The 26,414-nt window shown below is 53.0% G+C and carries 24 protein-coding genes, 2 pseudogenes and 1 other annotated feature; of the genes and pseudogenes, 20 read left to right on the forward strand and 6 right to left on the reverse strand.

Annotation, left to right across the window (positions count from 1 at the left end):
• Positions 1-112: 112 nt before the first annotated feature.
• From SD71_RS13515 to SD71_RS13560, 10 genes and pseudogenes are all read left to right on the forward strand, one after another.
• Positions 113-499 (forward strand): annotated as a pseudogene (locus SD71_RS13515) (transposase); the annotation flags it as partial.
• A 175-nt stretch (positions 500-674) separates the two neighbouring features.
• Positions 675-950, forward strand: coding sequence for a YlmC/YmxH family sporulation protein (locus SD71_RS13520; protein WP_041064085.1), 276 nt, complete (start codon positions 675-677; stop codon positions 948-950).
• 59 nt (positions 951-1,009) lie between these two features.
• Positions 1,010-1,837, forward strand: coding sequence for a peptidoglycan editing factor PgeF (gene pgeF / locus SD71_RS13525; RefSeq protein WP_041064087.1), 828 nt, complete (start codon positions 1,010-1,012; stop codon positions 1,835-1,837).
• A gap of 7 nt (positions 1,838-1,844) precedes the next feature.
• Positions 1,845-2,546, forward strand: coding sequence for a YggS family pyridoxal phosphate-dependent enzyme (locus SD71_RS13530; protein WP_041064089.1), 702 nt, complete (start codon positions 1,845-1,847; stop codon positions 2,544-2,546).
• Positions 2,543-2,995 (forward strand): cell division protein SepF, encoded by a 453-nt coding sequence (locus SD71_RS13535; protein WP_041064091.1) that lies wholly within the window; start codon positions 2,543-2,545, stop codon positions 2,993-2,995. The genes SD71_RS13530 and SD71_RS13535 overlap by 4 nt, the downstream gene beginning before the upstream one ends.
• A gap of 7 nt (positions 2,996-3,002) precedes the next feature.
• Positions 3,003-3,281, forward strand: a complete 279-nt coding sequence (locus tag SD71_RS13540; protein WP_041064094.1) for a YggT family protein — start codon at positions 3,003-3,005, stop codon at positions 3,279-3,281.
• A gap of 9 nt (positions 3,282-3,290) precedes the next feature.
• On the forward strand, positions 3,291-4,076 hold the full coding sequence (locus SD71_RS13545; RefSeq protein WP_041064097.1) for a YlmH family RNA-binding protein: 786 nt from the start codon (positions 3,291-3,293) through the stop codon (positions 4,074-4,076).
• Between the two features lie 81 nt (positions 4,077-4,157).
• Complete coding sequence (locus tag SD71_RS13550; RefSeq protein ID WP_041064100.1) at positions 4,158-4,643, forward strand: DivIVA domain-containing protein; 486 nt, start codon at positions 4,158-4,160, stop codon at positions 4,641-4,643.
• A 119-nt stretch (positions 4,644-4,762) separates the two neighbouring features.
• Positions 4,763-5,051: a binding site (T-box leader), on the forward strand.
• 45 nt (positions 5,052-5,096) lie between these two features.
• Positions 5,097-8,188: pseudogene (ileS, locus tag SD71_RS13555) on the forward strand (isoleucine--tRNA ligase).
• 225 nt (positions 8,189-8,413) lie between these two features.
• Positions 8,414-8,698 (forward strand): DUF5665 domain-containing protein, encoded by a 285-nt coding sequence (locus tag SD71_RS13560; RefSeq protein ID WP_235427123.1) that lies wholly within the window; start codon positions 8,414-8,416, stop codon positions 8,696-8,698.
• A gap of 670 nt (positions 8,699-9,368) precedes the next feature.
• Here SD71_RS13560 and SD71_RS23120 read toward each other — a convergent pair.
• Entirely contained in the window at positions 9,369-10,379 is a 1,011-nt protein-coding gene (locus SD71_RS23120; protein WP_326998751.1) for a TraR/DksA C4-type zinc finger protein, read from the reverse strand.
• Positions 10,380-10,564: 185 nt separating this feature from the next.
• Between SD71_RS23120 and lspA the strand changes: the two genes are divergently transcribed.
• The 10 genes from lspA to greA all read left to right on the forward strand — a co-directional run bounded on the left by lspA (position 10,565) and on the right by greA (position 22,064).
• Positions 10,565-11,098 (forward strand): signal peptidase II, encoded by a 534-nt coding sequence (lspA, locus tag SD71_RS13575; RefSeq protein WP_041064109.1) that lies wholly within the window; start codon positions 10,565-10,567, stop codon positions 11,096-11,098.
• A complete protein-coding gene (locus SD71_RS13580) occupies positions 11,058-12,047 on the forward strand; it encodes an RluA family pseudouridine synthase (RefSeq protein WP_082034239.1) in 990 nt (329 codons plus the stop codon). The genes lspA and SD71_RS13580 overlap by 41 nt, the downstream gene beginning before the upstream one ends.
• Before the next feature lie 112 nt (positions 12,048-12,159).
• On the forward strand, positions 12,160-13,413 hold the full coding sequence (locus SD71_RS13585) for an LL-diaminopimelate aminotransferase (RefSeq protein WP_041064112.1): 1,254 nt from the start codon (positions 12,160-12,162) through the stop codon (positions 13,411-13,413).
• A gap of 296 nt (positions 13,414-13,709) precedes the next feature.
• Entirely contained in the window at positions 13,710-14,264 is a 555-nt protein-coding gene (pyrR, locus tag SD71_RS13590; RefSeq protein ID WP_041064363.1) for a bifunctional pyr operon transcriptional regulator/uracil phosphoribosyltransferase PyrR, read from the forward strand.
• Between the two features lie 15 nt (positions 14,265-14,279).
• Positions 14,280-15,584, forward strand: a complete 1,305-nt coding sequence (locus tag SD71_RS13595) for a dihydroorotase (protein ID WP_041064115.1) — start codon at positions 14,280-14,282, stop codon at positions 15,582-15,584.
• 12 nt (positions 15,585-15,596) lie between these two features.
• The gene (carA, locus tag SD71_RS13600) at positions 15,597-16,742 is read left to right on the forward strand and encodes a glutamine-hydrolyzing carbamoyl-phosphate synthase small subunit (RefSeq protein WP_041064118.1); all 1,146 of its coding nucleotides are present in this window, start codon (positions 15,597-15,599) and stop codon (positions 16,740-16,742) included.
• Positions 16,729-19,947 carry a carbamoyl-phosphate synthase large subunit gene (gene carB, locus SD71_RS13605; RefSeq protein ID WP_041064121.1) on the forward strand — a complete coding sequence of 1,073 codons (3,219 nt, stop codon included), beginning with the start codon at positions 16,729-16,731 and terminating at the stop codon, positions 19,945-19,947. The genes carA and carB overlap by 14 nt, the downstream gene beginning before the upstream one ends.
• 82 nt (positions 19,948-20,029) lie before the next feature.
• Complete coding sequence (gene pyrF, locus SD71_RS13610; RefSeq protein WP_235427116.1) at positions 20,030-20,764, forward strand: orotidine-5'-phosphate decarboxylase; 735 nt, start codon at positions 20,030-20,032, stop codon at positions 20,762-20,764.
• Positions 20,761-21,408 (forward strand): orotate phosphoribosyltransferase, encoded by a 648-nt coding sequence (pyrE, locus tag SD71_RS13615; protein ID WP_041064124.1) that lies wholly within the window; start codon positions 20,761-20,763, stop codon positions 21,406-21,408. Before pyrF ends, pyrE begins: the two co-directional genes overlap by 4 nt.
• Positions 21,409-21,584: 176 nt before the next feature.
• On the forward strand, positions 21,585-22,064 hold the full coding sequence (gene greA, locus SD71_RS13620) for a transcription elongation factor GreA (RefSeq protein WP_041064127.1): 480 nt from the start codon (positions 21,585-21,587) through the stop codon (positions 22,062-22,064).
• A gap of 53 nt (positions 22,065-22,117) precedes the next feature.
• Here the strand turns inward: greA and SD71_RS13625 are convergent, their stop codons facing one another.
• From SD71_RS13625 to SD71_RS23660, 5 genes are all read right to left on the reverse strand, one after another.
• Positions 22,118-23,050: an ABC transporter ATP-binding protein gene (locus SD71_RS13625; RefSeq protein WP_041064129.1), complete on the reverse strand. Its 933-nt coding sequence runs from the start codon at positions 23,048-23,050 to the stop codon at positions 22,118-22,120.
• A complete protein-coding gene (locus SD71_RS13630) occupies positions 23,029-24,120 on the reverse strand; it encodes an ABC transporter ATP-binding protein (protein ID WP_041064132.1) in 1,092 nt (363 codons plus the stop codon). Before SD71_RS13630 ends, SD71_RS13625 begins: the two co-directional genes overlap by 22 nt.
• 13 nt (positions 24,121-24,133) lie before the next feature.
• Positions 24,134-25,147 carry an oligopeptide ABC transporter permease gene (gene opp3C, locus SD71_RS13635; RefSeq protein WP_041064135.1) on the reverse strand — a complete coding sequence of 338 codons (1,014 nt, stop codon included), beginning with the start codon at positions 25,145-25,147 and terminating at the stop codon, positions 24,134-24,136.
• Complete coding sequence (locus tag SD71_RS13640) at positions 25,140-26,081, reverse strand: ABC transporter permease (protein ID WP_041064138.1); 942 nt, start codon at positions 26,079-26,081, stop codon at positions 25,140-25,142. The genes opp3C and SD71_RS13640 overlap by 8 nt, the downstream gene beginning before the upstream one ends.
• A gap of 116 nt (positions 26,082-26,197) precedes the next feature.
• Complete coding sequence (locus tag SD71_RS23660; RefSeq protein ID WP_161793393.1) at positions 26,198-26,410, reverse strand: hypothetical protein; 213 nt, start codon at positions 26,408-26,410, stop codon at positions 26,198-26,200.
• Positions 26,411-26,414 lie beyond the last annotated feature (4 nt).

A 26,414-nucleotide genomic window follows, 5' to 3' on the forward strand; every position in this document is an offset into this window, starting at 1 on the left:
GGGGGTTTTTAAACCCCCCGGGGGTTTTAAAGGGGGCCCCCTTTTTGGGGGTTTTTAAACCCCCCAAATTTTTCCCCCCGGGGGGAAATTTTTCCCCCCGGGGGGAAAATTTTTGGGGGGCCCCTGCAAATACTTTGACAATGAAGAAATATGTATACGCATACTGTACTCATCCAGATGGCCGACCGGCTTCCGTTGCCCACGCTGCGACCACGCCCACGCCTATACCATTCGTACTCGCCGACTGCCCCTGTATGAATGCGGATCGTGCCGCCTTCAGACTTCCCTCATTGCCGGTACGATTTTTGAAGGCAGCAGGACACCGCTTAGGCTGTGGTTCCAAGCCATTTTTCTGCACGCCTTGCCTGGCGGAATCTCCGCAATCCGCTTAGCATCGATCATCGGTACGACCTACAAAACCGCGTGGCTTATTTGTCACAAAATTCGTCATGCCATGACTGAAGCGGATAACCATAAGAAGCTCACCGGCTTAGTCCATATCAATTGGGGACAGTACGGCGCAAAAAAGGTGGTGCCCCTGACGGAGCGGGATAGTGGACATAAGGCGCTGAGAGGACAGATATATTGTGTGTGATTGACCGTACATTTTTCCGGCCTGGCTCATATAGTTAATGTAGGGTACAAATGCCCGGTCGACGGGGGAGCGAAGGAGCATGAAAATATCCGATTTCCAGACCAAAGACGTGATCAACATTGTCGACGGAAAGAAGCTGGGCCAGGTTAGCGATTTGGAGCTCGACTTGCGCCAAGGGCGGATCGACTCCATTGTCGTGCCTACGGCGACCCGACTGTTCGGTATGTTCGGCGGAGGAAACGATGTGGTTATTCCTTGGCGCAACATCGTGAAAATCGGCGCAGACGTCGTGCTGGTCCGGCTTGACGACGCCAAAGTTTATAGGCTGGAAGACGGGGAACACACAGCAAGATAGGCAGGGTAACTGCGCGGTTCGGGGTGCCTATGGTACACTGGGGTCGGAGGTGTGAATTCATGGAACCTTTTCTGCTTGAGGCGGATGAAAGAAAAGACGCCCTGCTCATGCTCCAGCCTTGGTGCGATTGGGAGGGTGTAACCGCCGGCTTTACTACCAGACACGCTAAGAACACCGCACTCCATGTGGGAGACGACCCCGACATTGTACTTGAAAACAGAACAAAGATTGCGCAACATTTGGGCTGGGATTTCGCGGCCTGGACATGTGCCGAACAGGTGCATGGCAATGAGGTACACGTTGTTACGCGAGAGGATGCCGGCCGCGGCCGCCTCAATCGCTCAACCGCTTTTGCGGATACAGATGCACTCATCACGAATGAACCCGACATCCTGTTGGTCATGTTTTTTGCGGACTGTGTTCCTCTTTATTTTTACGATCCGGTAACTGGAAGTACGGGGCTTGCGCATGCGGGGTGGAAAGGAACGGTTGCCGAAATCGCGGTAAAAACAGTGGAGAAAATGACGGAAGTTTTCGGTGTGAAACCGGAAAATTTGTACGCTGCAATCGGGCCATCCATCGGTAGCTGCTGTTATGAAGTCGATGATGCGGTGCTGAAACACGTCCGACCATTGTTAAAACAACTGCAAGAGGGTAATCATTCAATAGAGGATGAAATTATAATTCCTTCGGAAGCCGCCGATCGAGCCCGGCTTGACTTGAAACATTTAAACCGACATCTTATGATAAAAGCAGGAATTTTGCCGAGCCGCATCGAAATGTCATCATGGTGCACCGGCTGTCGAACGGACGTACTGTTCTCGCACCGCACAGAGAATGGTCATACGGGACGAATGATGAGCTGGCTCGGTAGAAAAAAGAGGTGAACGTTTCGTGACGTTACAAGACCGGTTACGGGACGTGAAGGACCGGCTGCAGGAAGCTTGCCGTCGAAGCGGCAGACAGTGCAAGGACGTTCAGGTGATCGCCGTGACCAAATACGTTTCGGTAGATACCGCCAGAACCGTAGTAGAAGCAGGAAATATCCATATTGGAGAAAATCGTTGGCCCGATGCCAGAGACAAATGGGAAGCCTTGAAGGGACAAGCCGTTTTTCATTACATAGGTTCTCTTCAGACGAACAAAGTGAAGGATATCGTGGGCAGGTTTGATTTCATTCACTCGCTTGACCGGCTTTCACTGGCGGAGGCCATCCAGAAGCATGCCCAAACTTTGGGCATAACGGTGCCGTGTTTTCTGCAGGTGAACGTGTCGGGAGAGCAGTCCAAGCATGGCCTTGATCCGGAACAATTGGGGCCATTTGTGCGCGGTCTGCAGGCCTTTGACCGAATCGCACCGATCGGGCTAATGACGATGGCACCTTATGAAAGCGAACCGGAAGATACTCGCCCGATTTTTCGCTCTTTACGCAAGCTGAGGGACGAGTTGAATCAATCCGGAACTTTGAAAAAGCCGATGCTGGAGCTGTCGATGGGCATGTCGAATGATTTTGAGATTGCGGTGGAAGAGGGAGCGACCCGGGTGCGTTTGGGAACGGTCTTGGTCGGGAATGAAATAGAGGAGGAGAAACCATGAGCGTCATGAACAAGTTTCTGAATTATTTCGGCTTGCAGGAAGAAGAGTTGGAACGGGAACGTGAGCGGACCAGCTCCGATGAAGAGCAAGAAATTGAAACCCCGGTCTTCGAAGCGCGTAAACAATCGGGAAAGAATAATGTTGTCAGCATACATTCCTCGCAGAAAAACGCTAGAGTGGTGCTGATTGAACCCCACAGCTATGACGAAGCCCAGGAGATTGCGGACCAACTCAAGTCCCGCCGCTCCGTGGTCGTAAATCTGCAGCGTATGAGAAGAGACCAAGCGATCCGGGTCGTTGACTTTTTGAGCGGAACTGTCTATGCGCTGGGGGGTCACATTTCCAAGCTTGGTTCCGACATTTTCCTTTGCACTCCGGACACGGTAGAAGTAATGGGTACGATTACGGAGATGATGTCGGAGGAAGCCGACTACCCAAAAATGAGGTGACTCCAGTTTGAATGAAATTGAAAGATATATAGACCTGCTTTACTCGATTTATTTTTACATGATACTGATTTATGTCCTGATGTCTTGGCTGCCCTCTGTTCGCGAAAGCTTCGTGGGGGAATTTCTCGGCCGGTTGGTTGAACCTTATTTGCGGCCGTTTCGGCGCCTGATCCCTCCGATCGGCGGAATGCTGGATATTTCTCCGATCGTTGCCTTGTTTGCGCTAAAATTTGTTGCCGAAGGGATAAGAGTCGTGATCAAGTTTTTAGTGCAGGGATGGGGATAAGGGGATCTTATGGCTCACCGAGAAATTTACGAACATTTTCACCCGGATGAAAAACCATTCGTGGACCGCGCCTGGGAATGGGTCGAGAGAGCCGCCGAACGTCACGAGACGAAGCGGACGGACTTTCTTGATCCCCGCCAGGCTTATATTTTATTCTCGCTGGCCAACCGGCATCCTGATGCTCAGGTGAGACTGGACGGCGGTAGCGCTGACGCGGAACGCCAAAGAGCAATTATCGCCCCGGATTATCGGAACATAGAAGTTGAAGATATGGGCATCGCGGTGCTGGATATTTCTTCGGATGACCGCCGCATTTCCGAGCTCGATCACGGAGACTATCTCGGTGCCTTGCTCGGACTGGGCATCAAGCGCGACAAAATCGGCGATCTGCATGTCAGGGAAGACGGCTGCCACGCCCTGATCGCGGAAGAGATCGGCGATTTCCTTATCGGGCATATGAAGCAGGCGCATCGTGTCGATGTCATGGTTTCGATGCTGCCGCTGTCCGCGTTACAGGAAGTAAAGATCAAGCTGGACGAGCAGATGTTCTCCGTTGCCTCGCTGCGGTTGGATGGGGTAGCCAGTGATGTGTTTCGTCTTAGCCGCACCAAAATCATGGCGCCTATCCGGGCGGGACGCTGCCGCGTGAATTGGAAATCGGAAGAGGATCCTTCAACGCTTTTGAAAGCCGGCGACGTTGTCTCTATGAAAGGTTTCGGCCGCTTTAAGGTTCTTGATGTCGAGGGTGTATCGAAAAGCGGGAGAATTCGTGTAAGAATCGGTAAATTTGTGTAAAGGGCAGAAGGATTTACGCAGATTTCGTCGAATTGAGACAGTGAATGAAACTGTCGAAATTATGAAGTAGGAGGTGCGCCAATGCCATTAACTCCATTGGACATCCATAACAAAGAATTCGGCCGCCGACTGCGCGGATACGATGAAGATGAAGTGAATGAGTTTCTCGATCAGATCATCAAAGATTACGAGGCTATGATCCGCGAGAACAAAGAACTGCAAAATCAGGTAGCGTCGTCACAAGAGAAGCTCGGACATTTCACCAACATTGAAGAAACACTGAGCAAAACGATTATCGTCGCGCAAGAAGCAGCGGATGAAGTGAGAAACAACGCCAAGAAAGAAGCGCAGCTGATCATCAAAGAAGCTGAGAAGAATGCAGACCGCATTATTAACGATTCTTTATCCAAGTCCCGCAAAGTAGCGCTTGAAGTGGAAGAGCTGAAGAAGCAAGCCGCCATCTATCGCGCACGCTTCCGCGCATTGGTGGAGACGCAGCTGGAAATCCTCATGCAAGACGGCTGGGACTCACTTGAGAGCAGAGAGCCCAAAGGCATTGAAGCGTGATCTAGCTAGGAATAGCGTGACAGGAAGATCCCTCGCCCGGGGGTCTTTTTTTATTTGGGCGTACGTAAATTTGACAAAAGCACCTGCAGAAAGTATAACAGGAATATAGGAATACGTTTTGAATGTCGAAGACGGGAAGCAGTAAGCATGTAAGGAGATCCAGAGAATTGGCGGCCGGTGCGAGCCAATATCCTCGAACATGCCGAATATCATCCCTGAGATGCCGTACTGAACACCGCGGACTGACGCGGACAGTAAGCTCGGCCGGCCGTCCTCCGTTACAGGGAACGCGAACGGACTATCCGCGCTGAGGCGCGAAATCAGCCGTTCGTTGCGAGTTGCCGGTCATTGTCTATGGATAATCAGGTCGGAACAAGGGTGGTAACGCGAGTAGACCTCGTCCCTTTTTGGGGACGGGGTTTTTATATTTTCAGGGCGAAAGGAAGAAAAATGATGCGTCGTGTAGATGTGAAAGAACGGGCGAGAGCCCGGGAACAGCGCGTATTGGAGCTGTGGAACAAAGAGGATACGTTTCGCAAATCGATCACGAACCGGGAGGGCCGCCCGAACTTCGTGTTTTATGAGGGGCCGCCTACCGCGAACGGAAAGCCGCACATCGGGCACGTGCTTGGACGGGTCATCAAAGACTTCGTAAGCCGCTATAAAACAATGTCCGGCTACCGTGTCGTGCGTAAAGCCGGCTGGGACACGCACGGCTTGCCGGTCGAGCTCGGTGTCGAGAAGCAGCTGGGCATTTCCGGCAAACAAGAGATCGAGAACTACGGCGTAGAGCCGTTCATTAAAAAGTGTAAGGAAAGCGTCTTTGAATATGAGCGCCAGTGGCGCGAGCTGACGGAAGCGATCGCGTATTGGACGGATCTGGACGATCCGTACATCACGCTGAAAAATGAGTATATCGAGAGTGTGTGGAACATTCTTGCCACCATTCATGACAAAGGCTTGCTGTACCGTGGACACCGCGTCAGCCCTTATTGCCCGGATTGCCAGACGACCCTGAGCTCGCATGAAGTGGCGCAGGGCTACGAAGACGTGAAAGATTTGACGCTACCGCCAAGTTCAAGGTGAAGGATACAGGAGAGTATATCCTGGCCTGGACGACCACGCCTTGGACGCTTCCCGCCAACGTCGGGCTGGCCGTGAATCCGGACCTTGACTATGTTCGGGTACGCCAAGACGGCGAGGTTTATATCGTTGCGGCAGCTTTGGCCGACAAGGTCATCAAAGGGGAATATGAAACACTGGGATCCGTCAAAGGACGCGAACTCGTCGGCTTGAACTATGAGCCGCCGTTCTCTTACGTTCCGTTGGACAACGCTCACCGGGTCGTGGACGCTGACTTTGTCAGCGATACAAGCGGAACAGGGATCGTGCACATCGCCCCGGCGCATGGCGAAGACGATTACCGCGTTTGCCGCGAGCACGGCCTCCCTATGCTGATGGTCGTGAACAACGCCGGCCGCTATATCGACGCGGTAACGGATCTTGCAGGCCGTTTCGTAAAAGATTGCGATGTCGATATCGTCAAAATGCTGTCCGAACGCGGACTTCTGTACTACAAAGAAAGACACGAGCACAGTTACCCGTTCTGCTGGCGCTGCAAAACACCGCTCCTTTACTACGCAACGGAGAGCTGGTTCATCAAGACGACCGCCGTTAAAGATCAGCTGATCGCCAACAATAAGACAATTAAATGGTATCCGGAGCATCTTCGCGACGGCCGGTTCGGCAAGTTCCTCGAAGACCTGGTCGATTGGAACATCAGCCGCAACCGTTACTGGGGCACACCTCTTAACGTCTGGACTTGCGAATCCTGCGGAAAAGAAAAATCGCCGCACAGCATCGCCGAGCTGCGTTCCCTAGCTGTCGGTTCCGTGCCGGATGACCTTGAGCTTCATAAGCCGTATGTGGATGCCGTTAAACTTAAGTGTACCTGCGGCGGCGAGATGGAGCGGACTCCTGAAGTGATCGACGTGTGGTTCGACAGCGGTTCGATGCCGTTCGCGCAATACCACCACCCGTTCGAGAACCAAGAGAAGTGGGAGCAGCAGTATCCTGCGGATTTCATTTGCGAAGGGATCGACCAGACTCGCGGATGGTTCTTCAGCTTGCTGGCTGTGTCGACGTTGTACAACGGTAAGCCGTCATATAAATCCGTTATCTCCACCGGCCACGTCCTGGATGAAAACGGCCAAAAAATGAGTAAATCCAAAGGAAATGTCATCGATCCGTGGGAAATCATCAACGAGTTCGGTACGGACCCCTTCCGGTGGGCTCTTCTGGCAGACAGCGCGCCGTGGAACAGCAAACGTTTCTCCAAAGGAATCGTGGCGGAAGCCAAGTCCAAAGTGGTGGACACACTCGTTAACACGCATGCTTTTTATGCGTTGTATGCCACCATCGACGGGTACGTGCCTTCGGAGCATAAGAAACTGCGTTCCGGCAACAAGCTGGACCGGTGGATTTTGTCCCGGTTGAATTCACTGGTTGCGGTCGTACGCCGCGGTCTGGACGACAACGATTTCTTGAATCCTGCCAAGGAAATCGAGCAATTCATCGATGAGCTGTCCAACTGGTACGTCCGCCGTTCTCGGGACCGTTTTTGGGGCAGCGGCCTGAGCGAGGACAAAATCAACGCCTACCAGACGCTGGGTGAAGTCCTGCTCACGCTGTCCAAGGTGATTGCGCCGTACGTGCCTTTTGTAGCGGAAGATATCTACGGCAACGTCGGCGGAGAAGGCAGCGTGCACCTCGCGGACTATCCGCAAGCGGATGAATCTGCGATCGACCTGCAACTGGAGCGGGATATGGCTACCGCACGGAACATGGTTGAACTAGCGCGGAATATCCGAAACGAAGCAAACATCAAGACACGTCAACCGTTGTCGGAGCTGCTTGTGTCGTTAAGCGGCGAGTTCGATTTTGCCGGCTACGAAGACATCATCAAGGACGAAATTAACGTCAAGACCATCACACTTGCGGGTGACGACAGCGGCTTTGTCAATTTTAATTTGAAACTGAACCTTAAAGTGGCTGGGAAAAAATACGGCAAAAACGTCGGTCCGATCCAGGCGGCTTTAAAAGGATTGGCTGCAGACGAGGCACAGAATGTCGTGGAAAAGGGTGAGTTCGTATTCGTGTCACCGGAAGGTGAGACGTTGGTAATCACTCTGGATGAGCTGCTTGTGGAGAAGGAAGCCAAATCCGGCTTTGCTTCGGCATCGGGCGGCGGGTTGACGGTTGCGCTCAACACAGAGATCACGCCTGAACTGGAACAGGAAGGCTGGGTGCGGGAGGTTGTCCGGGCTGTACAGGATACCCGCAAAAAGCTCGACCTGCCAATCGAGCAGCGAATCGATCTCGTGCTGGATGTGGATCCCGAGCTGGAAGCCGCACTTCAGGCATTCGACAACGTACTTCGGGAGAACGTATTGGTCAATGAAGTGATGTTCGGGAAGACTGACGATATGGAACAAGTGCAAGCGGGGGAGAAGTTAATCGGGCTTGCTATCGTCCGGGGAGCATAACTTTAGCTTACAAGCTAAACATAATAAGGAACACCAAAAGACGAGTTCTTCCGCCTGCGGCCGTATGGCCGGGGCGAGGGCTCGTTTTTCATTCGGCGGACGTCGAGAGGAGCATAGAAAGATGAGCGACGGTTCCAAGAATGGAAGAACGGATCGGATCAAAATGAAAATCTCCCCGAGCGCGACGAGAGAACTGGCTGAAGAGGCGAAAGAACTGCGCGGACACTGGGTTTTGTAACCGAACGGCTTGAGCGTTTGGCTGCGGAAATGGAGAAAGCGGAGCTCCGTGAATACGTGGATTTGATGAGCAAACCTTGGCAATTAATCTGGCGCAACGTCCTGTCCGGCACATTCCGAGGCGTCGGCATCGCGCTCGGCTTTACGTTCTTTGCCGCCACCATCGTCTGGCTGCTCCAGCTTCTCGGCGCGCTCAACCTCCCAATTGTCGGTGACTACATCGCCAATATCGTTCGAATCGTACAGCGGCAGCTGCAGATTAATCCCTATTGATGTTGGTTTAACACCCTTATGTTCGCTATCCCGGTCGTTCAGGGTGTCGTGGGTCGTGTGTCCCTTATGTGCACTATCCCGTTCGTTCAGGGAGCGGTGCGTCGTCGGATCTCTGATGTGCGCTATCCCGTTCATTCAGAGTGTGGTGCGTCGTCGTCCTTATGTGCACTATCCCGTTCGTTCAGGGTCTGGGTGGTAGTGCGCCTATGTCCGATCATCCCCTTCCATCAGGTGGGCTACGTAGCTCATACGGCACTTGGCGTGCTTATGTCCACTATTCCAGTCGTTCAGGGTGGCAGTGTGCTTATGCCCGCTATCCCCGTCCATCAGGCGGGCGGGATAGTAATATGGCACTTGATAGGCTTATGTCCACTATCCCAGTCGCTCAGGTCGTTGTATGGCACTTGGCATGCTTATGCCCACTATCCCGGTGGTTCAGGCTGGTGCGCATCGGCAGCCGGGGCTGCTCACTTTCAACCTTTCAAAGGAAGTATTGGACATTAGGCTGCTAAACCGTGCTGGTTGGGCCAACCTGATGGAAAGGGATACTGGACATAGGGTCTCGAAACAGTGGTACAATCGACAACCTGACGCAAGGGGATAGTGGACATAAGGGTCAAACACTGCTGGTTCCGCCTCCTGATGGAAAGGGATAGTGGGCGTAAGCCTGCTAAACATAGGTCGTGCGCGCCCCTGATGCAACGGGATAGTTGGGCATAAGCGTGCTAAAGAGCGCGCGCCTGACGCAACAGGATAGTGGACGTAGGGCCGTGAAACAGTGGTGGTTACGCCTATCCTGATGGAAAGGGATAGAGGACATAAGAAGGGTGAGAGTCAAACTGGTGCTTGCGCCCTCCTGATGCAAAGGGATAGTGGACATAAGGGCGGCAACCCCTAATCGCCGCAAATGGTCAGCGGGAAGTGTCCGCCCAGTCGCCGGGGCCGTCGGGCCATTCGGCCATGGCGTCGTCGGACTCGAGGAAATGCTCGCCTTCGCCGCGGTCGAGATAGTTCCAGTACGCTTGGTTGCGGACGACGATCGTGTTGCGGCCGGTGATGTCGGTGGCGAGGAAGCTCTCGATCGGCTCGACGAAGCCTTCGTTTTCGTCGTTCTCGGCATGGACTTCGTCATAGTCCTCGATCTGACGGTCGTAGACGAGGGCAGGGCTGTTTGAGGTTCCGTATGAGGCGACAATCTGCCACGTGTCTTCTCCGTCGAAACCTGTCCACTCATCAGACTGTCGTCACGGCTGGTCCGCCCGTAAGGCGGGTTGCGCACAGCCTCCTCCGCAGGCCGCTCGTTGGAGACACCTTGACGAGGCTCGTGCTCAATGCAGTAAATCGCTGTAGGCAAAGCCTCCAGACGCTCCATCGGAATAAACTTGCCGCACTCAGCGCAGTGCCCGTACTCTCCGGTACCGATCCGTTCAAGCGCATCCTGCACACGTTCCATCCGAAGCACATCGGCACGCAATAGGGCCAAGTCTTTGCCCCGCTCGAACGTCTCCGTGCCGATATCGCCGGGATGGTTATCGTACATAGACAGCTCGTTCGTATATTCAAGTTGGGATGCGGCGAATCCGTAGTGGTCGTTATGCTCGCGCTTTTCCAAGTCGTGCTTTTCCTGCATCAACCTGCGGCGAAAATATTGCAACCGCTCTTTGTCCATCGGAGATTTCATGGCGTCCGCTCCCTTCATTTTTTCACTGCATGTAGTTTTCACCGGAGCGGTTGGTTTTACGAGCGCAGCAGCTCGGACATGACTGGAGCGTCTGTCGATTTTTGCTTGCGGTTCATGGACTCACTGTTCGGCATTGTGATAAAATCAACACGTTGGACAAACGATGAAAGGGCGGTACCCCTCGCATGCAGCAACAACGTGTTTGGCCGGTTTGGTCTTATTATGCAATCGCTGTAATCGTATTTATTATTGATTATGTCAGCAAAAAAATTATCAATTCCACGGTGGCCCTCGATACGGAGCGGATCCCGGTTATCGGAGATTTTTTCGTGATTTCGCACATTCGTAACAGAGGGGCAGCCTTCGGGATGCTTCAGGAGCAGCGTTGGTTTTTTATACTGATAACAGTCGCCGTCGTGGCCGGTATTGTATGGTATGTTCAGCGTTCTTACCGGACAGGCAGCCGTCTGCTGCTAATTGCGCTTGGAATGATTCTCGGCGGAGCGGCGGGAAATTTCCTGGATCGCGCGCTGTATGGAGAAGTCGTCGACTTTTTGCAATTCAATTTTGGCAGCTATACGTTTCCTATTTTTAACTTGGCGGATTCCGCGATTGTCGTGGGAGTGGGCTTGGTGATTGTGGACACGCTTCTGACCATGAAAGAGGAGAATAAACCGCATGACAATGGAGAACAACCCCGAGAACAGTCAACCGTCTGAAGAATGGGAAAATGAAGAGGAAATCGCAGGCCGGCATGAGTGGACGGTAGAGGAAACCCAGGCAGGCGAACGGATAGACAAGTATATTACCGAGCAATTGTCGGAACAGTCGGTGTCGCGTTCACAAGTGCAGGACTGGATCCGCATCGGCGCGATTACGGTCAACGGCGGCACGGTTAAGCCTAACTCCAAAGTCACCGCCGCAGACCGCATTGTCGTTAATATACCGGCACCTGAACCTTTGCAAGCTGTGCCCGAGAACATTCCGATTGAAATCGTGTATGAGGACAGCGATGTCGTCGTCATCAACAAACCTCGGGGCATGGTCGTCCACCCGGCACTCGGGCATCCCAACGGCACGGTCGTCAACGCGCTGCTGTATCACTGCAAGGATCTGTCCGGCATTAACGGTGTCATGCGGCCCGGGATCGTCCACCGCATCGACAAAGATACGTCAGGTCTGCTGATGGCAGCGAAGAACGATATGGCTCACGCCTCGCTGGCCGCACAGCTGAAAGCCCACACTGTGACCAGGCGTTACGTCGCACTTGTGCACGGAGTAATGCAGCATGACAAAGGTACCATTGACGCGCCGATCGGGCGCGACACGCAGGACCGCAAGCTGTACAGGGTCACGGATAAAGGCGCGAAGCACGCGGTGACTCATTTTATGGTGCTGGAGCGTTTTGATGAATATACGTTGCTGGATCTGAAGCTCGAGACCGGAAGGACTCACCAGATCCGCGTTCACATGAAATACATAGGGTTTCCGCTGGTCGGCGACCCTGTCTACGGCGGCAAAAGCGGACGCACGCTCGACATGACCGGACAAGCGCTCCACGCCGCAATACTCGGCTTCGAGCATCCGCGCACAGGCGAATACCTGGAGTTTGCCGCGCCGATCCCTGAAGATATGGAGCACTCGCTGACCATTTTGCGAACCCGGTGAACAAGCTAGGCTGCGATTTCTGCAAATGATCGGTGAAAAAATCCATGGCGATCTGCGCCTGTATGAGGCAGCATAGGATGAGAAACCATTCGGACGAAGGAGTGTCGGCAACGTGAGCGTTGAAAAGTACCAATCGACCTTTATTCAAGAACAGTTCGCAAACCGCATTGGCGGAGCCAATTACGGAAAAGATACGAATATCTACAAATTTGAAAAAATCAAAAGAGCGAAAGCCGCTGCCCGCAAAACCCACCCCAACGTGGAATTGATCGACATGGGAGTGGGCGAGCCGGACGAAATGGCGCATGCCGGCATCGTGGCCAAGCTAGCTGAAGAAGCAGCCAAGCCGGAAAACCGCGGATACGCCGACAATGGCATTCCTGAGTTCAAAGCGGCTGCGGCACAGTATTTGAAAAAAGTTTTTGGCGTCGACGGCATCGATCCCGAAACCGAAGTTCTGCATACGATCGGTGCGAAACCAGCACTCGCTATGCTGCCTACAGTGTTCATCAATCCGGGCGATGTCACCATTATGACGGTCCCTGGATATCCTGTGATGGGCACTCACACCAAGTACCTCGGCGGGGAAGTCTACAATGTGCAGCTGACGAAGGAAAACAACTTCCTTCCGGATCTGGACGCCATCCCCGAGACGATCGCACGCCGCGCGAAGCTGCTGTACCTGAACTATCCTAACAATCCGACGGGCGCTGCGGCGACCGTGGAATTTTTCGAAAAAGTCATCTCTTGGGCGAAAAAGTACAACGTCGTCGTCGTACATGACGCGCCATATGCCGCTTTGACCTATGACGGCGCGAAGCCGTTCAGCTTCTTGTCCGTACCGGGCGCGAAGGATGTCGGTGTCGAGCTGCACTCGCTGTCCAAGTCGTATAACATGACCGGCTGGCGGATCGGTTTTATCGCGGGCAACCCGCTGATCGTGAAAGCGTTCGGCGATGTGAAGGATAACAGCGACTCCGGTCAATTCATCGCCATTCAGAAAGCTGCGGCCTACGGCCTGGCTCATCCGGAAATTACGGAAGAAATCTCTGCCAAATATTCCCGCCGCCATAATATGCTGGTAGCCGCACTGAATGAAATCGGCTTCCATGCAGAGAAACCGAAAGGCTCTTTCTTCCTTTATGTGGAAGCGCCGAAGGGAATTGAAGGCGGACAACGTTTTGAATCCGGCGAAGATTTCTCGCAGTATCTGATCCGCGAAAAGATGATTTCCACCGTGCCATGGGACGATGCGGGTCATTTCGTACGCTTCTCGGTCACATTCATCGCCCAAGGCGAAGAGGAAGAGCGACGCGTTATTGACGAGATCAAGCGTCGCTTGACCGATGTAAAATTCGAATTTTAATTCATATCTTTGCATAAATATCCGCTTGACACTTGTTGTCGAACATGTCATACTGCATTTAAACAACAGTACCTTTAACTCAGTCCCGTGAGACTGGCAAGGTGGCGCATATTCGAACGTATCCAGGGTTGTCCCAATTACAGGCGGTACTCTGCCTGCCAATAGGGCACTTAGGTAGGCCCTGCGACGTTCACAAACCTGCAGCTAACACCTCCTTGCGTCTGACGCAAGGAGGTTTTTTTGTGCCATCAACATCAACTCGAGGAGGTCTCGCTGTGCAGGACACACACGTCCTCATGGATGAATCGGCCATCAGGCGGGCACTTACACGGATTGCTCACGAAATGCTTGAAAAGAACAAAGGAATACACGACTGTGTCCTGATCGGCATCCGCACGCGAGGCGTTTACCTGGCCCACCGGCTCGCGGAACGCATACTGGCCATTGAAGGCCAGCCGATCCCTGTCGGAGAGCTCGACATTACCGGTTATCGCGATGACCGGCCGGACGACAAGCAAGCGGATCACTCCGCACACAACGCCGACCTGCCTTTACTGGTGAAAGACAACAGGATTATCCTGGTCGACGACGTACTGTATACCGGCCGCACCATCCGAGCCGCAATGGATGCCGTCATGGATTACGGCAGGCCGCAATCGATTCAGCTTGCGGTGCTGGTCGACCGGGGCCACCGCGAGCTTCCGATCCGGCCCGACTATGTCGGCAAGAACGTACCGACTTCACGATACGAAGAAATTTCAGTGGCGCTCAGCGAGATCGACGACAACGATTCGGTCACCATCCTTCATCCACGGGAAGCAGAAACAGTCACCAGCAGCAAAGAGCAATAGAGGAGGCACAGCGAGATGGCGACATGGATCATTAACGGACAAACAATCAGTGCGGAAACCGGGATACTCGAAAAGAAACACGTCAAGGTGGAAAACGGCAGCATCGCCGAATGGCTCGACGCAGCTTCTCAGCCGGATACAGCCGGCCACGAGGTAATCGATGCGACAGGCAAGCTGATTTCACCGGGTTTTATCGATATGCACGTTCACTTGCGCGAGCCGGGTTTCGAATACAAAGAAACGATCGCAACCGGCACGCAGTCCGCAGCCAAAGGCGGCTTCACAACGATCGCGCCGATGCCGAACACGCGCCCGGTCATGGATACGCCGGACACCATCCGGTACGTGCTGGATAAAGCGGCCACCGAAGGCGTCGTCAGGGTTCTGCCCTATGCAGCGATTACGAAGAACGAGCTGGGCCGGGAGCTGACGGATTTTGCCGCGCTGAAGGAAGCCGGAGCCATCGGCTTTACCGACGACGGTGTAGGCGTGCAGAGCGCACAAATGATGAAAGACGCCATGGCGTTGGCCGCTTCATTCGATATGCCGGTCATTGCACACTGTGAGGACAACACGCTGGTGGAAGGCGCAGCCGTCACCGAGGGAGCATTTTCACGCAAGCATGGGTTGAAAGGCATCCCGAACGAATCCGAAGCGATTCACGTCGGCCGGGACATCCTGCTGTCGGAAGCAACCGGCGTGCACTACCACGTCTGCCACGTCAGCACGGAGCAGTCGGTACGGCTCATCCGCCTCGGCAAATCGGTCGGTGTGAAAGTCACTTCGGAAGTGTGTCCGCACCATCTCCTGCTCTCCGATGAAGATATTCCGGACAGCATGGACGCAAATTGGAAAATGAACCCGCCGCTCCGCACCCCGAAGGATGTCGAAGCCTGCATCCAAGGGCTCGAGGACGGCACGATCGACATCATCGTCACCGACCATGCGCCGCACAGCGAGGAAGAAAAAGCGCGCGGCATGGAAAGAGCGCCTTTCGGCATCGTCGGTTTTGAAACGGCGTTCCCGCTGCTATATACGAAATTCGTCCGCACCGGACGCTGGACTTTGGACTTCCTGCTAAGACGCATGACAAGCGACCCGGCCCGGCTGTTCGGCCTCCCTTACGGGACGCTGCAGCCCGGCGCGCCGGCTGACCTTACACTTGTTGATCTAGAGAATGAACGGGCAGTAGATCCCGATAACTTCCTGACCAAAGGACGCAACACCCCGTTCGCAGGCTGGAAACTGTACGGCTGGCCGGTGCTCACCATGGTTAACGGCCGAGTCGTCTGGACCGAAAAGAACGGCATCAACCGCTGAGGAGTGATTGGGATGCAAGCGAGATTACTATTGGAAGACGGCACATTGTTCACAGGGCAAGGCTTCGGAGCGGAAGGCGGCTCCGTCGGCGAAGTGGTTTTTAACACCGGCATCACCGGTTATCAAGAGGTATTATCCGATCCTTCTTACTGCGGCCAGATCGTAACGATGACTTTCCCGCTGATCGGGAACTACGGCATCAACCGCGATGACTTCGAAAGCATTCGCCCCTACATTCACGGATTTGTGGTCAGACGCCATGAATCGGTGCCGAGCAACTGGCGGGCGCAATATACAGTGGATCAATTGTTAAAAGAGTACGGAATCGTCGGCATCAGCGACATCGACACGCGCATGCTCACAAGGATTCTTCGCCGGCACGGCACAATGAAAGGCATCCTCACCACCGGCAATGAGAGAGTGGAGGAGCTGCAGGAACGCCTCGGCACAACACAGCTGATGCGCAATCAAGTGGCTTTGACTTCTACGAAAAGCGTGTTCTCGAGCCCGGGTGACAAAGAGCGGATCGTGCTGATCGACTACGGCGCAAAAAGCGGCATTCTCCGCGACCTGACCAAACGCGGCTGCGACGTCGTCGTGGTGCCACAAGATACGACGGCTGAAGAAATCCGCCGCTTGCATCCCGACGGCATCCAGCTTTCCAACGGCCCAGGGGATCCGAAAGACGTGCCCCAGTGTGTGGAAACGCTCCGCGAGCTGCTCGGCGAAATTCCGATTTTCGGTATTTGCCTCGGACATCAGCTTTTCGCACTCGCTTGCGGCGCGGATACGGAAAAGCTGAAATTCGGCCACCGCGGCGGCAATCACCCGGTGAAGGAACTGGAAAGCGGACGCTGCTACATCACTTCCCAGAACCACGGCTACACCGTTAAAGAAGAATCGCTCAACGGCACAGACCTGGAAATCACGCACATCAACAACAACGACAAAACGATTGAAGGACTCAAGCATAAGAAGTACCCGGCATTTTCGGTACAATATCACCCTGAGGCGGCTCCGGGACCTTTTGATAGCAGCTATCTGTTCGATCGTTTCCTGGATATGATCCGGGAGCACAAAGGCGCCAACCCCGAACGGCCGCGCCAGGCGCAATTGTCCGAGACGCTGAAAGGAGAGCTGCAGTATGCCCAAAAGTAACGCACTCAAAAAGATTCTCGTCATCGGCTCCGGTCCCATCGTCATTGGGCAAGCGGCAGAATTCGACTATGCGGGCACACAAGCTTGCCAAGCGTTGAAGGAAGAAGGCCTCGAGGTTGTGCTGATCAACAGCAACCCGGCCACGATCATGACGGATACGAATATCGCCGACAAGGTGTATATCGAACCGATCAACCTGGAATTCGTATCCCAGATTATCCGCCAAGAGCGTCCGGACGGCTTGCTGCCGACGCTGGGCGGCCAGACCGGCCTCAACATGGCGGTCGAATTGGCGCGCGCAGGCGTGCTGGAGCAAGAAGGCGTCAAGCTGCTCGGAACACAGCTGGAAGCGATCGAGCGTGCGGAGGACCGGGATCTTTTCCGGGAATTGATGCGCGAGCTGGAGCAGCCGGTTCCTGAAAGTGAAATTGTCACGACCGTACAAGAAGCTGTAGATTTCGCAAATACGATCGGCTACCCGCTGATCGTTCGTCCTGCCTATACGCTTGGCGGAACTGGCGGCGGTATCGTGGCCAATGAAACCGAGCTGCGCGAGACGGTTGCCAACGGAATCCGTTACAGCCCGATCGGACAGTGCCTGATCGAGAAGTCGATCGCCGGCATGAAAGAAGTAGAGTATGAGGTCATGCGCGACGCCAACGACAACTGCATCGTCGTCTGCAACATGGAGAACTTCGACCCCGTCGGCATTCATACCGGGGACAGCATTGTCGTAGCGCCGAGCCAAACGCTGTCGGACCGCGAGTACCAGATGCTCCGTTCCGCATCGCTGAAGATCATCCGCGCCCTCAACATCGAAGGCGGCTGTAACGTCCAGTTCGCGCTGGACCCGCAATCCTACCAATACTATGTGATTGAAGTGAATCCGCGGGTCAGCCGCTCATCGGCGCTCGCTTCCAAGGCGACAGGCTACCCGATCGCCAAGATGGCAGCCAAAATCGCCATCGGATATACGCTCGACGAAATCGTGAACCCGGTTACCGGGCAGACTTATGCTTGTTTTGAACCGACGCTCGACTATATCGTAACGAAAATCCCACGCTGGCCTTTCGACAAATTCACTGCGGCGAACCGCAAGCTCGGCACGCAGATGAAGGCGACAGGTGAAGTAATGGCGATCGGCCGGACTTTTGAGGAATCGATCCAGAAAGCGGTGCGATCCCTCGAAATCGGCGTACATCGGCTTCTGCTGAAAGGCGCGAACGAGCTCGACGATGAAACGTTGAAGCAACGTCTTGTGAAAGCGGACGACGAGCGTCTGTTCCTCATCGCCGAAGCGTTCCGCCGCGGCTGGATGCTGCAGCAGATTCAGGAACTAACCAATGTCGATTGGTGGTTCCTGGACAAAGTCGAACGCATCGTCCGCTTCGAAGATGTCATCCGCAGAGAGCCTGGCCTCACCCCGGAAACCCTGCTCGAAGCCAAACGCAACGGATTCACCGACCGCGCCATCGCCGAGCTGCGGCGTGAAGGTCATCCAAGCGGCACACTGACGGATGAAGCGGAAGTCCGCACTCATCGTATGAACCAAGGCATCAAGCCGGTCTACAAAATGGTTGACACCTGCGCCGCGGAGTTCGAGGCGACAACGCCTTATTACTACTCCACTTACGAGACGGAGAATGAGGTTCTCCCGAGCAAAAAAGAAAAAATTATCGTCCTCGGCTCCGGTCCGATCCGGATCGGCCAAGGCATCGAATTCGACTACTCGACCGTGCACGCCGTCTGGGCGATTCGCAACGCCGGATACGAGGCGGTCATCATCAATAACAACCCGGAAACCGTGTCGACCGACTTCAGCACCTCGGACCGGCTGTACTTCGAGCCGTTGTTTTTCGAGGATGTCATGAATGTCATTGAACAGGAAAACCCGATCGGCGTCATCGTGCAATTCGGCGGCCAAACGGCGATTAACCTGGCGGCTCCGCTGTCCAAAGCGGGTGTCCGCATTCTCGGAACCTCGCTCGAAAGCATCGATGAAGCGGAGGATCGCAAGAAGTTCGAAGCGCTGCTCCGCAAGCTGAACATTCCGCAGCCAAAAGGAAAAACGGTCACTTCCGTCGACCAAGCTGTCGGCACCGCACAGGAACTGGGTTACCCGGTTCTGGTTCGCCCGTCTTATGTGCTCGGCGGACGTGCAATGGAAATCGTCTACTCCGACGATGAGATGCTTGCCTATATGAAGGAAGCCGTGGAAATCAATCCGCTGCATCCGGTTCTGATCGACAGGTATATGCTCGGAAAAGAAATCGAAGTCGACGCGATCTGCGACGGAGAAACGGTGCTCATTCCCGGCATTATGGAGCATGTTGAGCGTGCGGGCGTTCACTCGGGCGACTCGATCGCGGTTTATCCGCCGCAGTCGCTGTCGAATCATGTGAAACAGCAAGCCATCGACATTACGCTGAAAATCGCCAAAGAGCTGAAAACAATCGGCTTGGTCAACATCCAGTTCGTCGTCTGGCAAGAGAAGGTGTATGTCATCGAGGTCAATCCACGTTCTTCGCGGACGGTTCCTTTCCTGAGCAAAGTAACGCGGATACCGATGGCGAACCTGGCAACTCAAGCGATCCTCGGCAAAAAGCTCACAGAGCTGGGTTACCAAGACGGCTTGTGGCCGGAAGACGAGTTCGTGTCGGTGAAAGTGCCGGTGTTCTCTTTTGCCAAGCTGCATCAGGTCGACCCGACGCTTACTCCGGAGATGAAATCGACCGGCGAAGTGATGGGCCGCGATCGCTCTTTCGCGAAAGCACTGTACAAAGGTCTCATCGGCTCCGGCATGAAAATCCCGACTTCGGGATCCATCATCGCCACAATCGCCGATAAGGATAAAGCGGAAGCGATCGAGATTCTGAAAGGCTTCTACCATCTCGGCTACAAGTTGATCGCCACAGGCGGAACAGCGGATGCACTCGAAGCCGCCGGGTTGAAGGTTCGCACGGTGAACAAGCTTCCCGACGGATCGCCGAACATTGTGGATCTCATCCGAAGCGGCGAAGCGCAGTTCGTGGTCAATACGCTGACCAAAGGCAAAGCGCCGGAGCGTGATGGATTCCGCATCCGCCGCGAGGCGGTAGAGAACGGCGTCGTCTGCTTGACTTCACTGGATACGGTCAACGCGCTGCTGAAGATGCTGCAGTCGCTGCGATTCTCCAGCGAATCGATGCCCGCTTTCCAAGCCTAATATGGCATATCGCCCGGTCTTCCCGCATCAGGCGGGGGGGTCGGGCTTCATTATGAATTTTAAGCCGGAAAGGGGCACACATATGGCATCACTAACGATGAAGGAAGCCGCCGATAAAGTGATGGTGGCGTTGGACAAACCCGACGCGGCATTGGCACTGGCGCTTGCGAGCGAACTGTACGGTACGGGCTGCTGGATGAAGGTCGGCATGGAGCTGTTTTACGCTGTGGGTCCTGCTATTGTGCGGGAATTAAAGGCTCGGGGTTTTCGGGTATTCTTGGATTTGAAAATGCATGATATTCCGAATACGGTTCGCGGAGGCGCGCGCAGCATCACCCGGCTTGGAGTGGACATGTTCAATGTACACGCGGCGGGTGGAGCGGCCATGATGAGCGCGGCCGTCGAAGGAATACAGGAGGCTGCGGCTCATACGACGGCGGCGCCGATTGTCATTGCCGTAACCCAATTGACGAGTACAAGCGAGCAGGTGCTCAACGAGGAAATCGGAATTGCCGGCAGCGTGGAAGACGCCGTTGTGCGCTATGCGCGATTTGCCCGGAAAGCGGGGCTTCACGGCGTGGTCGCCTCCCCTTTGGAGGTGGCTGCAATCAAGAGTGCGTGCGGTTCGGATTTCATCACGGTAACTCCGGGAATTCGTCCGAGCGGCGCAGATGCGGGCGATCAAATCCGGATCACAACGCCAAGCGATGCGGTCAGAGGCGGCACGGATTACCTTGTCATCGGCCGACCGATCACCGGGGCACCGAGACCGGCCGAGGCGCTGGAAAATATTTTGAAGGAGATGACCGAAGCATGAGTAAAGTGACATTGGAGCAATTACCGGCAGCGATCGCAGGAAATCTACTGGATATCGGAGCCGTAAGCTTGCGGCCGAACGAGCCTTTTACATGGACTTCCGGCATTATTTCGCCCATCTATTGCGATAACCGCTTGACGATGAGCTTCCCGGCCATCCGCGATTCGATTGCAGAAGGCTTCGCCGCCTTGATCCGCGCTCACTATCCCGACGCAGAAGTCATCGCCGGAACCGCCACAGCGGGAATCCCGCATGCGGCTTGGGTTGCGCAGAAGCTGAATCTGCCCATGGCATACATCCGCGACAAGGCCAAAGGCCATGGCAAACAGAACCAGATCGAAGGTCTGATCAAGCCCGGCCAGAAAGTCGTTGTCATCGAAGACCTCATTTCCACCGGAGGCAGCTCGCTTAAAGCAGCGTTGGCCGTAAGAGAAGCAGGCGCAGAAGTGCAGAGTGTGCTTGCCATTTTCACCTATCAATTCGCGAAAGCCGAGCAAGCATTCGAAGAAGCAGGCATTCCGCTGCGCACTTTGTCGAACTATACCGCATTGGTAGAAGAAGCCCGCCGCCGCGGCACAATCAGCGATCAAGACGTTACTCTTTTGCAAACCTGGAGAGAAAATCCCCAAGCCTTCGGCAAATAATGATCTGCACAAAGCCTGCAATCTGCGGGCTTCAACACCACGAAGGGCCGTTAGCATCAATGCTGGCGGCCTTTTGTAACGACGAGGAAGTATATTGTGGCAAATCCATAAATATAAGGTAAGCCACCTGTTTATAGGTTAGAATGGAACGATGCAAACAAAGTGGGAGTTGTCATATGGCTAACAATGAAGTGATATTGACTCAAGAGGGTTTTGATAAATTACAGTCGGAGCTCGAGGAGCTTAAAACTACAAAACGAAAAGAAATTGCTGAACGGCTTAAAGTTGCAATCAGCTATGGTGATTTAAAGGAAAATAGTGAATATCATTCGGCAAAGAATGATCAGTCGTTCATGGAAACGAGAATTAAGATCCTGCAGAATATGATCAAAAATGCTCGTGTAGTCAAGTCGCAGAGTTTAGACGTTACAACTGTTCAAGTGGGTTCTACAGTAATTCTCCATGATATAGAATTTGCCGAAAATGTGGAGTATACAGTTGTAGGTCCAGCCGAGGCTGATGTGACGAGTAATAAGATATCGTACGAGAGCCCCTTGGGTAAAGTACTCCTGGGAAAAACAAAAGGCAAAAATATCAGTGTAAACGCGCCTTCCGGAATAATTAAATACGAGCTGCTCGAAATAAAAATGCTGTAACAACGCCATTTTGATTCAAGAAATAGTTATACTTGTCTGAGAAGGATTTGAAATTATATCGCGCCTCCGGTCCAGGCTCTTATCTCCTCATCGGTTGCCAGGACGCTATGAGAATCGGAGATTTTCTGCTGAATGCCCTTGGTATAATCGACTCCGCTGGTTGCGTAATCATACGATATGGGTACCCGCTTCTTTTCTTTGATCGGATTGGCATGAGGGATTGCAGATAAAAGGGACTTGGTATACGGATGGACCGGATGATCGAAAATTTCTTGGGTTGTACCCGTTTCAACCAAATTACCCAGATGGAGAACCCCGATACGGTCGGATATGTACTTGACCATAGACAAATCATGCGCGATAAACAAAAAGGCGGTGTTGGTCTCTTCCTGGATATCCTTCATCAGATTGACCACCTGAGCCTGAATGGACACGTCGAGCGCGCTGATTGCTTCATCGGCAATAATCAGTTTAGGCTCCATAATCAGAGCCCGAGCAATGCCGATGCGCTGGCGCTGCCCTCCCGAGAATTGATGGGGGTAGCGGTTGGCGTGCTCCCGAGAAAGACCGACCTTGTTGAGAATCCGGTCAACCTTTTCCTTTCGTTCCTGCTTTGTTTTATATAACTTATGAATATCCAATCCCTGTGCGATGATGTCGATGACCTTTTTCCGTGGATTCAGGCAGGCCATTGGGTCTTGAAAGATCATTTGCATTTTGGTACGAAGCAGAACCTGCTCCTTTGCCTTGAGTGGACCGGATATGTTCACGCCTTGAAAAGTAACTGTGCCTGAGGTTGGCTGGTACAAGCGAATGATCGATCTGCCGATCGTGGACTTTCCACTCCCGGATTCGCCTACAAGCCCGTAGGTTTCTCCCTCGTGTATTTCAAAGGATACGCCGTCCACAGCTTTTACCGTAAATTTATTGCTCATTTTAAAATGCTGCTTTAAATTCGTAACTTTCAAGAGCGGAGTTGTTTCCATGGGCTCCCCGCCTCCTTTACGACCTTGTCAATCCTTCGCCGCAGCGTTTCGGACATCTCCACCTTTGGCGCGTTTTCATGTAGCAGCCAAGTCGCCGCATAATGAGTGTCCGTGACTTTAAACATGGGCGGCTCCTGTTTGAAGTCAATCTTAAGCGCGTGGACATTCCTCGGTGCAAAAGCGTCTCCCTCAATCTTATGGAGCAGATTGGGCGGACTGCCGGGAATGGTATACAGCTTCTCGTTCTCTGAGTCGATGTCCGGCATGGAGGAAAGCAGCCCCCACGTATAGGGATGCTTAGGATCGTAGAATATCTCGTTGACCGTTCCCCGTTCCACAATTTTACCGGCATACATCACGGCAACATAGTCGGCTACCTTGGCCACTACACCCAAATCATGCGTGATATAGATGACGGAAATATGGGTTTTCGCCTGAATTTCCTTAATTAGCTCCAAAATTTTAGCTTGAATGGTCACATCCAGAGCGGTAGTCGGCTCGTCGCATATCAGCACCTCCGGATCGCACGCCAGCATAATGGCAATGACGACTCGCTGCCGCATCCCGCCGGATAGCTGGTGGGGATAATTCTTCATTCGCTTCTCCGGATCGGTGATACCGACCAGCCTCAGCAGCTCCAGGGCACGCTGATAAGCCTCGGTACGCTTTTTCTTCAGTTGGTGGATGATCATACTTTCCATAATTTGTTTGCCTATGGTCATTGTGGGGTTGAGCGATGTCATCGGATCCTGAAAGACCATGGCAATTCGCCTGCCGTTTATCCGGGAACGCATTTCCTTCTTGGATAACTTCAGCAAATCTTCACTGACTTTTTCGCCATCGCGGTCATAGTTAAAGATAATAGAGCCGGAATTGATTTTTTGATTTCCGCTCAGGATTCTCATAATCGCTTTTACGGTAACCGATTTGCCGCTTCCGGATTCCCCAACGATGGCCAGGGTTTTACCCTTATACAAATCCAGATCCAAGCCTCGAATCGCATTCACCATGCCATTGGAAGTCTTAAAGGATATGGATAAATGTTGAATGGAAAGCACAGTTTCGCTCATCTTGAACGCCCTCCTACATTTCCTTCATTTTCGGGTCCAGCGCATCTCTGAGTCCATCGGCCAAGAGGTTGAAGCTAAGCATCAACAGGGCGAGCACAACAACCGGCGCTGCGATCATATAGGGGTATATGGTCATGGATTTGAAGCCTTCGCTGATTAACGACCCTAGGGAAGCCATGGGCTGAGGAATGCCAAGACCGATAAAAGCGAGGAATGCCTCCGTAAAGATGGCGGTCGGGATCGAGAACATCGACATGATGATGATCTGTCCGAAAATATTAGGTAAGATGTCTTTGAAAATAATCGCGAAGTTGCCGGCGCCCAAGGTTTTGGAAGCCAGGACAAACTCTTGTTCCTTCAATTTAAGCATCTGCGCCCGGGCCACCCTGCTCATACCAATCCAGCCGGTTATCATCAAGGCAATCGTAATCGTCACTAGCCCCGGCTTGAGGATAACAATCAGCAAGGTCACAATGACCAGATTGGGAATACCGCTCAAAATTTCGATAAATCGTTGCATTGCGTTGTCTATCGAGTGGCCGTAATATCCGGAAACCAGGCCGTAAATCATACCGATCAGCATATCGATGGCTACTGCGATGGTAGCGATATAAAGAGAAATGCGCGTGCCCATCCAGGTGCGAGTCCACAAATCCCGGCCAAGCGTATCGGTCCCGAAAATATAGTACACATCGTCAAGTCCCTTTTGCTCATAAGAGTTGATTCTATTGGCGACGCCATTGAAAATAAACGAGTTTTCAAAGCCTTCAATCCGAGGAGCCAGGCTTTTGTGCCTAATATTAACCGATTTATAAGTATGATCGCTCATCATCGGACCGACTATGGCAAATAAGGAAATGATCAAGATCATGATGAGACCGACTACAGCCCCTTTGTTGGATTTAAAACGAATAAACGCGTCCTTCCAATAGGATTGGCTAATATAATTGTGGTCGATTTGAACTCGCTCGCTATTGTCTGCCAATTCAAAGTCGCTGCGATCGAACGTCGGAGTCTTGTTACCCATGCTTGTCCCCCTTAGCCAAACGGATTCTCGGATCAATAACCCCATACAGGACATCGACTATTAGTGTGAGCGCAATAAACAAAATGCTGTAGATGAAGGCCACGGCTATAATGACGTTGTAATCGTTGACCTGGATGGCCATAACGAGAAGGCTGCCGATTCCCGGTATGGAGAAGATCTGCTCAATAACCAGACTTCCTGTCATCAAAGCGACCACCAGCGGCGCAAGCACGGTAATAATAGGAATTAACGTGTTGCGCAGCGCATGGACGAGAATCAATCTTGGCCTCTTTACCCCTTTGCTTTCCGACAACAGCATATAATCCGAGCCAAGCACTTCAATCATTTCGGACCTGGCAAAACGAGCAACCGTGGCCAAGGTAAACATGGAGAGCGCTATGGTCGGCAATATTGTGGAGACAAACGGTTGTGAAGAGGCATATAGAATCGGAAACCACCCTAGCTTTGAGGCGAAATAATAAGACAAAGCCAAAGCAAACACGTAGGATGGAAAGCTGACGCCGATAACGGAAATAAAGGTCGTCAGGCTGTCAACGAAGCTGTTGTGTTTTAAGGCAGCCACAATGCCCAGAATGAGTCCGATCAGCGTACCCAGCAGTATAGCCTGGATGCCTACCTGTATCGTAACCGGAAGACGAGCCTCCAGCATGGTGGATATCGGCATGTTCTTCTGGATGACATAAGAAACCCCGAAATCACCGCTCAGCATGGCCTTGATATAAAGGATAAAGCGGCTTAGAACCGGCTGATCCAATCCGTATTTGGCATCCAGTACCGCTCTTTGCGCCTTGGTTATCTTTTCATCGTTAAAAGGCGATCCTGGCATTAACTCAAGCATAAGAAACAGAATCAGCAAAATAACCAGGATGGTAACAGCCGCAAGTCCCAACCTCCTGAGCACATACTTGTTCAATACATTCACCTCTCAAAATACCGGATTACAGCCGCAGAAAGTCCGCGCACTATAATCCGGCTGCAGTGGTATCCGTATAAGCTGCCGATCAATTAATAAAGAGGCCTGCCTGCATTTTACTTTTTGTCGGCATTCTTGTAGAAGATGTTAACTCCTACGGAATGGAACTCAATACCCGTTACCTCAGGCTTGATGAGTACCGCATTCCCTTGCTGATAGATCGGGAAAATGACCGCTTGGTCCATGACGATTTTTTCTGCCTTTTTCAAGGCTTCCCATCTTTCTTCCGGCTTGCTTGCAAGATCACCTTTGCTGGCGCTATTGACCAAATCG

The sequence above is a fragment of the Cohnella kolymensis genome (assembly GCF_000829465.1).
GTDB lineage: Bacteria > Bacillota > Bacilli > Paenibacillales > Paenibacillaceae > Cohnella > Cohnella kolymensis.

What these genes read in the sequence shown, in the direction of transcription:
- lspA (WP_041064109.1), top strand. Translation starts at nt 10,565, where the DNA reads ATGCAGCAACAACGTGTTTGGCCGGTTTGGTCTTATTATGCAATCGCT.
- SD71_RS23120 (WP_326998751.1), bottom strand. Translation starts at nt 10,379, where the DNA reads ATGAAATCTCCGATGGACAAAGAGCGGTTGCAATATTTTCGCCGCAGG.
- SD71_RS13630 (WP_041064132.1), bottom strand. Translation starts at nt 24,120, where the DNA reads ATGAGCGAAACTGTGCTTTCCATTCAACATTTATCCATATCCTTTAAG.
- SD71_RS13580 (WP_082034239.1), top strand. Translation starts at nt 11,058, where the DNA reads ATGACAATGGAGAACAACCCCGAGAACAGTCAACCGTCTGAAGAATGG.
- SD71_RS13595 (WP_041064115.1), top strand. Translation starts at nt 14,280, where the DNA reads ATGGCGACATGGATCATTAACGGACAAACAATCAGTGCGGAAACCGGG.
- pyrF (WP_235427116.1), top strand. Translation starts at nt 20,030, where the DNA reads ATGGCATCACTAACGATGAAGGAAGCCGCCGATAAAGTGATGGTGGCG.
- SD71_RS13545 (WP_041064097.1), top strand. Translation starts at nt 3,291, where the DNA reads ATGGCTCACCGAGAAATTTACGAACATTTTCACCCGGATGAAAAACCA.
- opp3C (WP_041064135.1), bottom strand. Translation starts at nt 25,147, where the DNA reads ATGGGTAACAAGACTCCGACGTTCGATCGCAGCGACTTTGAATTGGCA.
- carA (WP_041064118.1), top strand. Translation starts at nt 15,597, where the DNA reads ATGCAAGCGAGATTACTATTGGAAGACGGCACATTGTTCACAGGGCAA.
- SD71_RS13550 (WP_041064100.1), top strand. Translation starts at nt 4,158, where the DNA reads ATGCCATTAACTCCATTGGACATCCATAACAAAGAATTCGGCCGCCGA.
- pyrE (WP_041064124.1), top strand. Translation starts at nt 20,761, where the DNA reads ATGAGTAAAGTGACATTGGAGCAATTACCGGCAGCGATCGCAGGAAAT.
- SD71_RS13520 (WP_041064085.1), top strand. Translation starts at nt 675, where the DNA reads ATGAAAATATCCGATTTCCAGACCAAAGACGTGATCAACATTGTCGAC.
- pyrR (WP_041064363.1), top strand. Translation starts at nt 13,710, where the DNA reads ATGGATGAATCGGCCATCAGGCGGGCACTTACACGGATTGCTCACGAA.
- SD71_RS13535 (WP_041064091.1), top strand. Translation starts at nt 2,543, where the DNA reads ATGAGCGTCATGAACAAGTTTCTGAATTATTTCGGCTTGCAGGAAGAA.
- pgeF (WP_041064087.1), top strand. Translation starts at nt 1,010, where the DNA reads ATGGAACCTTTTCTGCTTGAGGCGGATGAAAGAAAAGACGCCCTGCTC.
- carB (WP_041064121.1), top strand. Translation starts at nt 16,729, where the DNA reads ATGCCCAAAAGTAACGCACTCAAAAAGATTCTCGTCATCGGCTCCGGT.
- greA (WP_041064127.1), top strand. Translation starts at nt 21,585, where the DNA reads ATGGCTAACAATGAAGTGATATTGACTCAAGAGGGTTTTGATAAATTA.
- SD71_RS13625 (WP_041064129.1), bottom strand. Translation starts at nt 23,050, where the DNA reads ATGGAAACAACTCCGCTCTTGAAAGTTACGAATTTAAAGCAGCATTTT.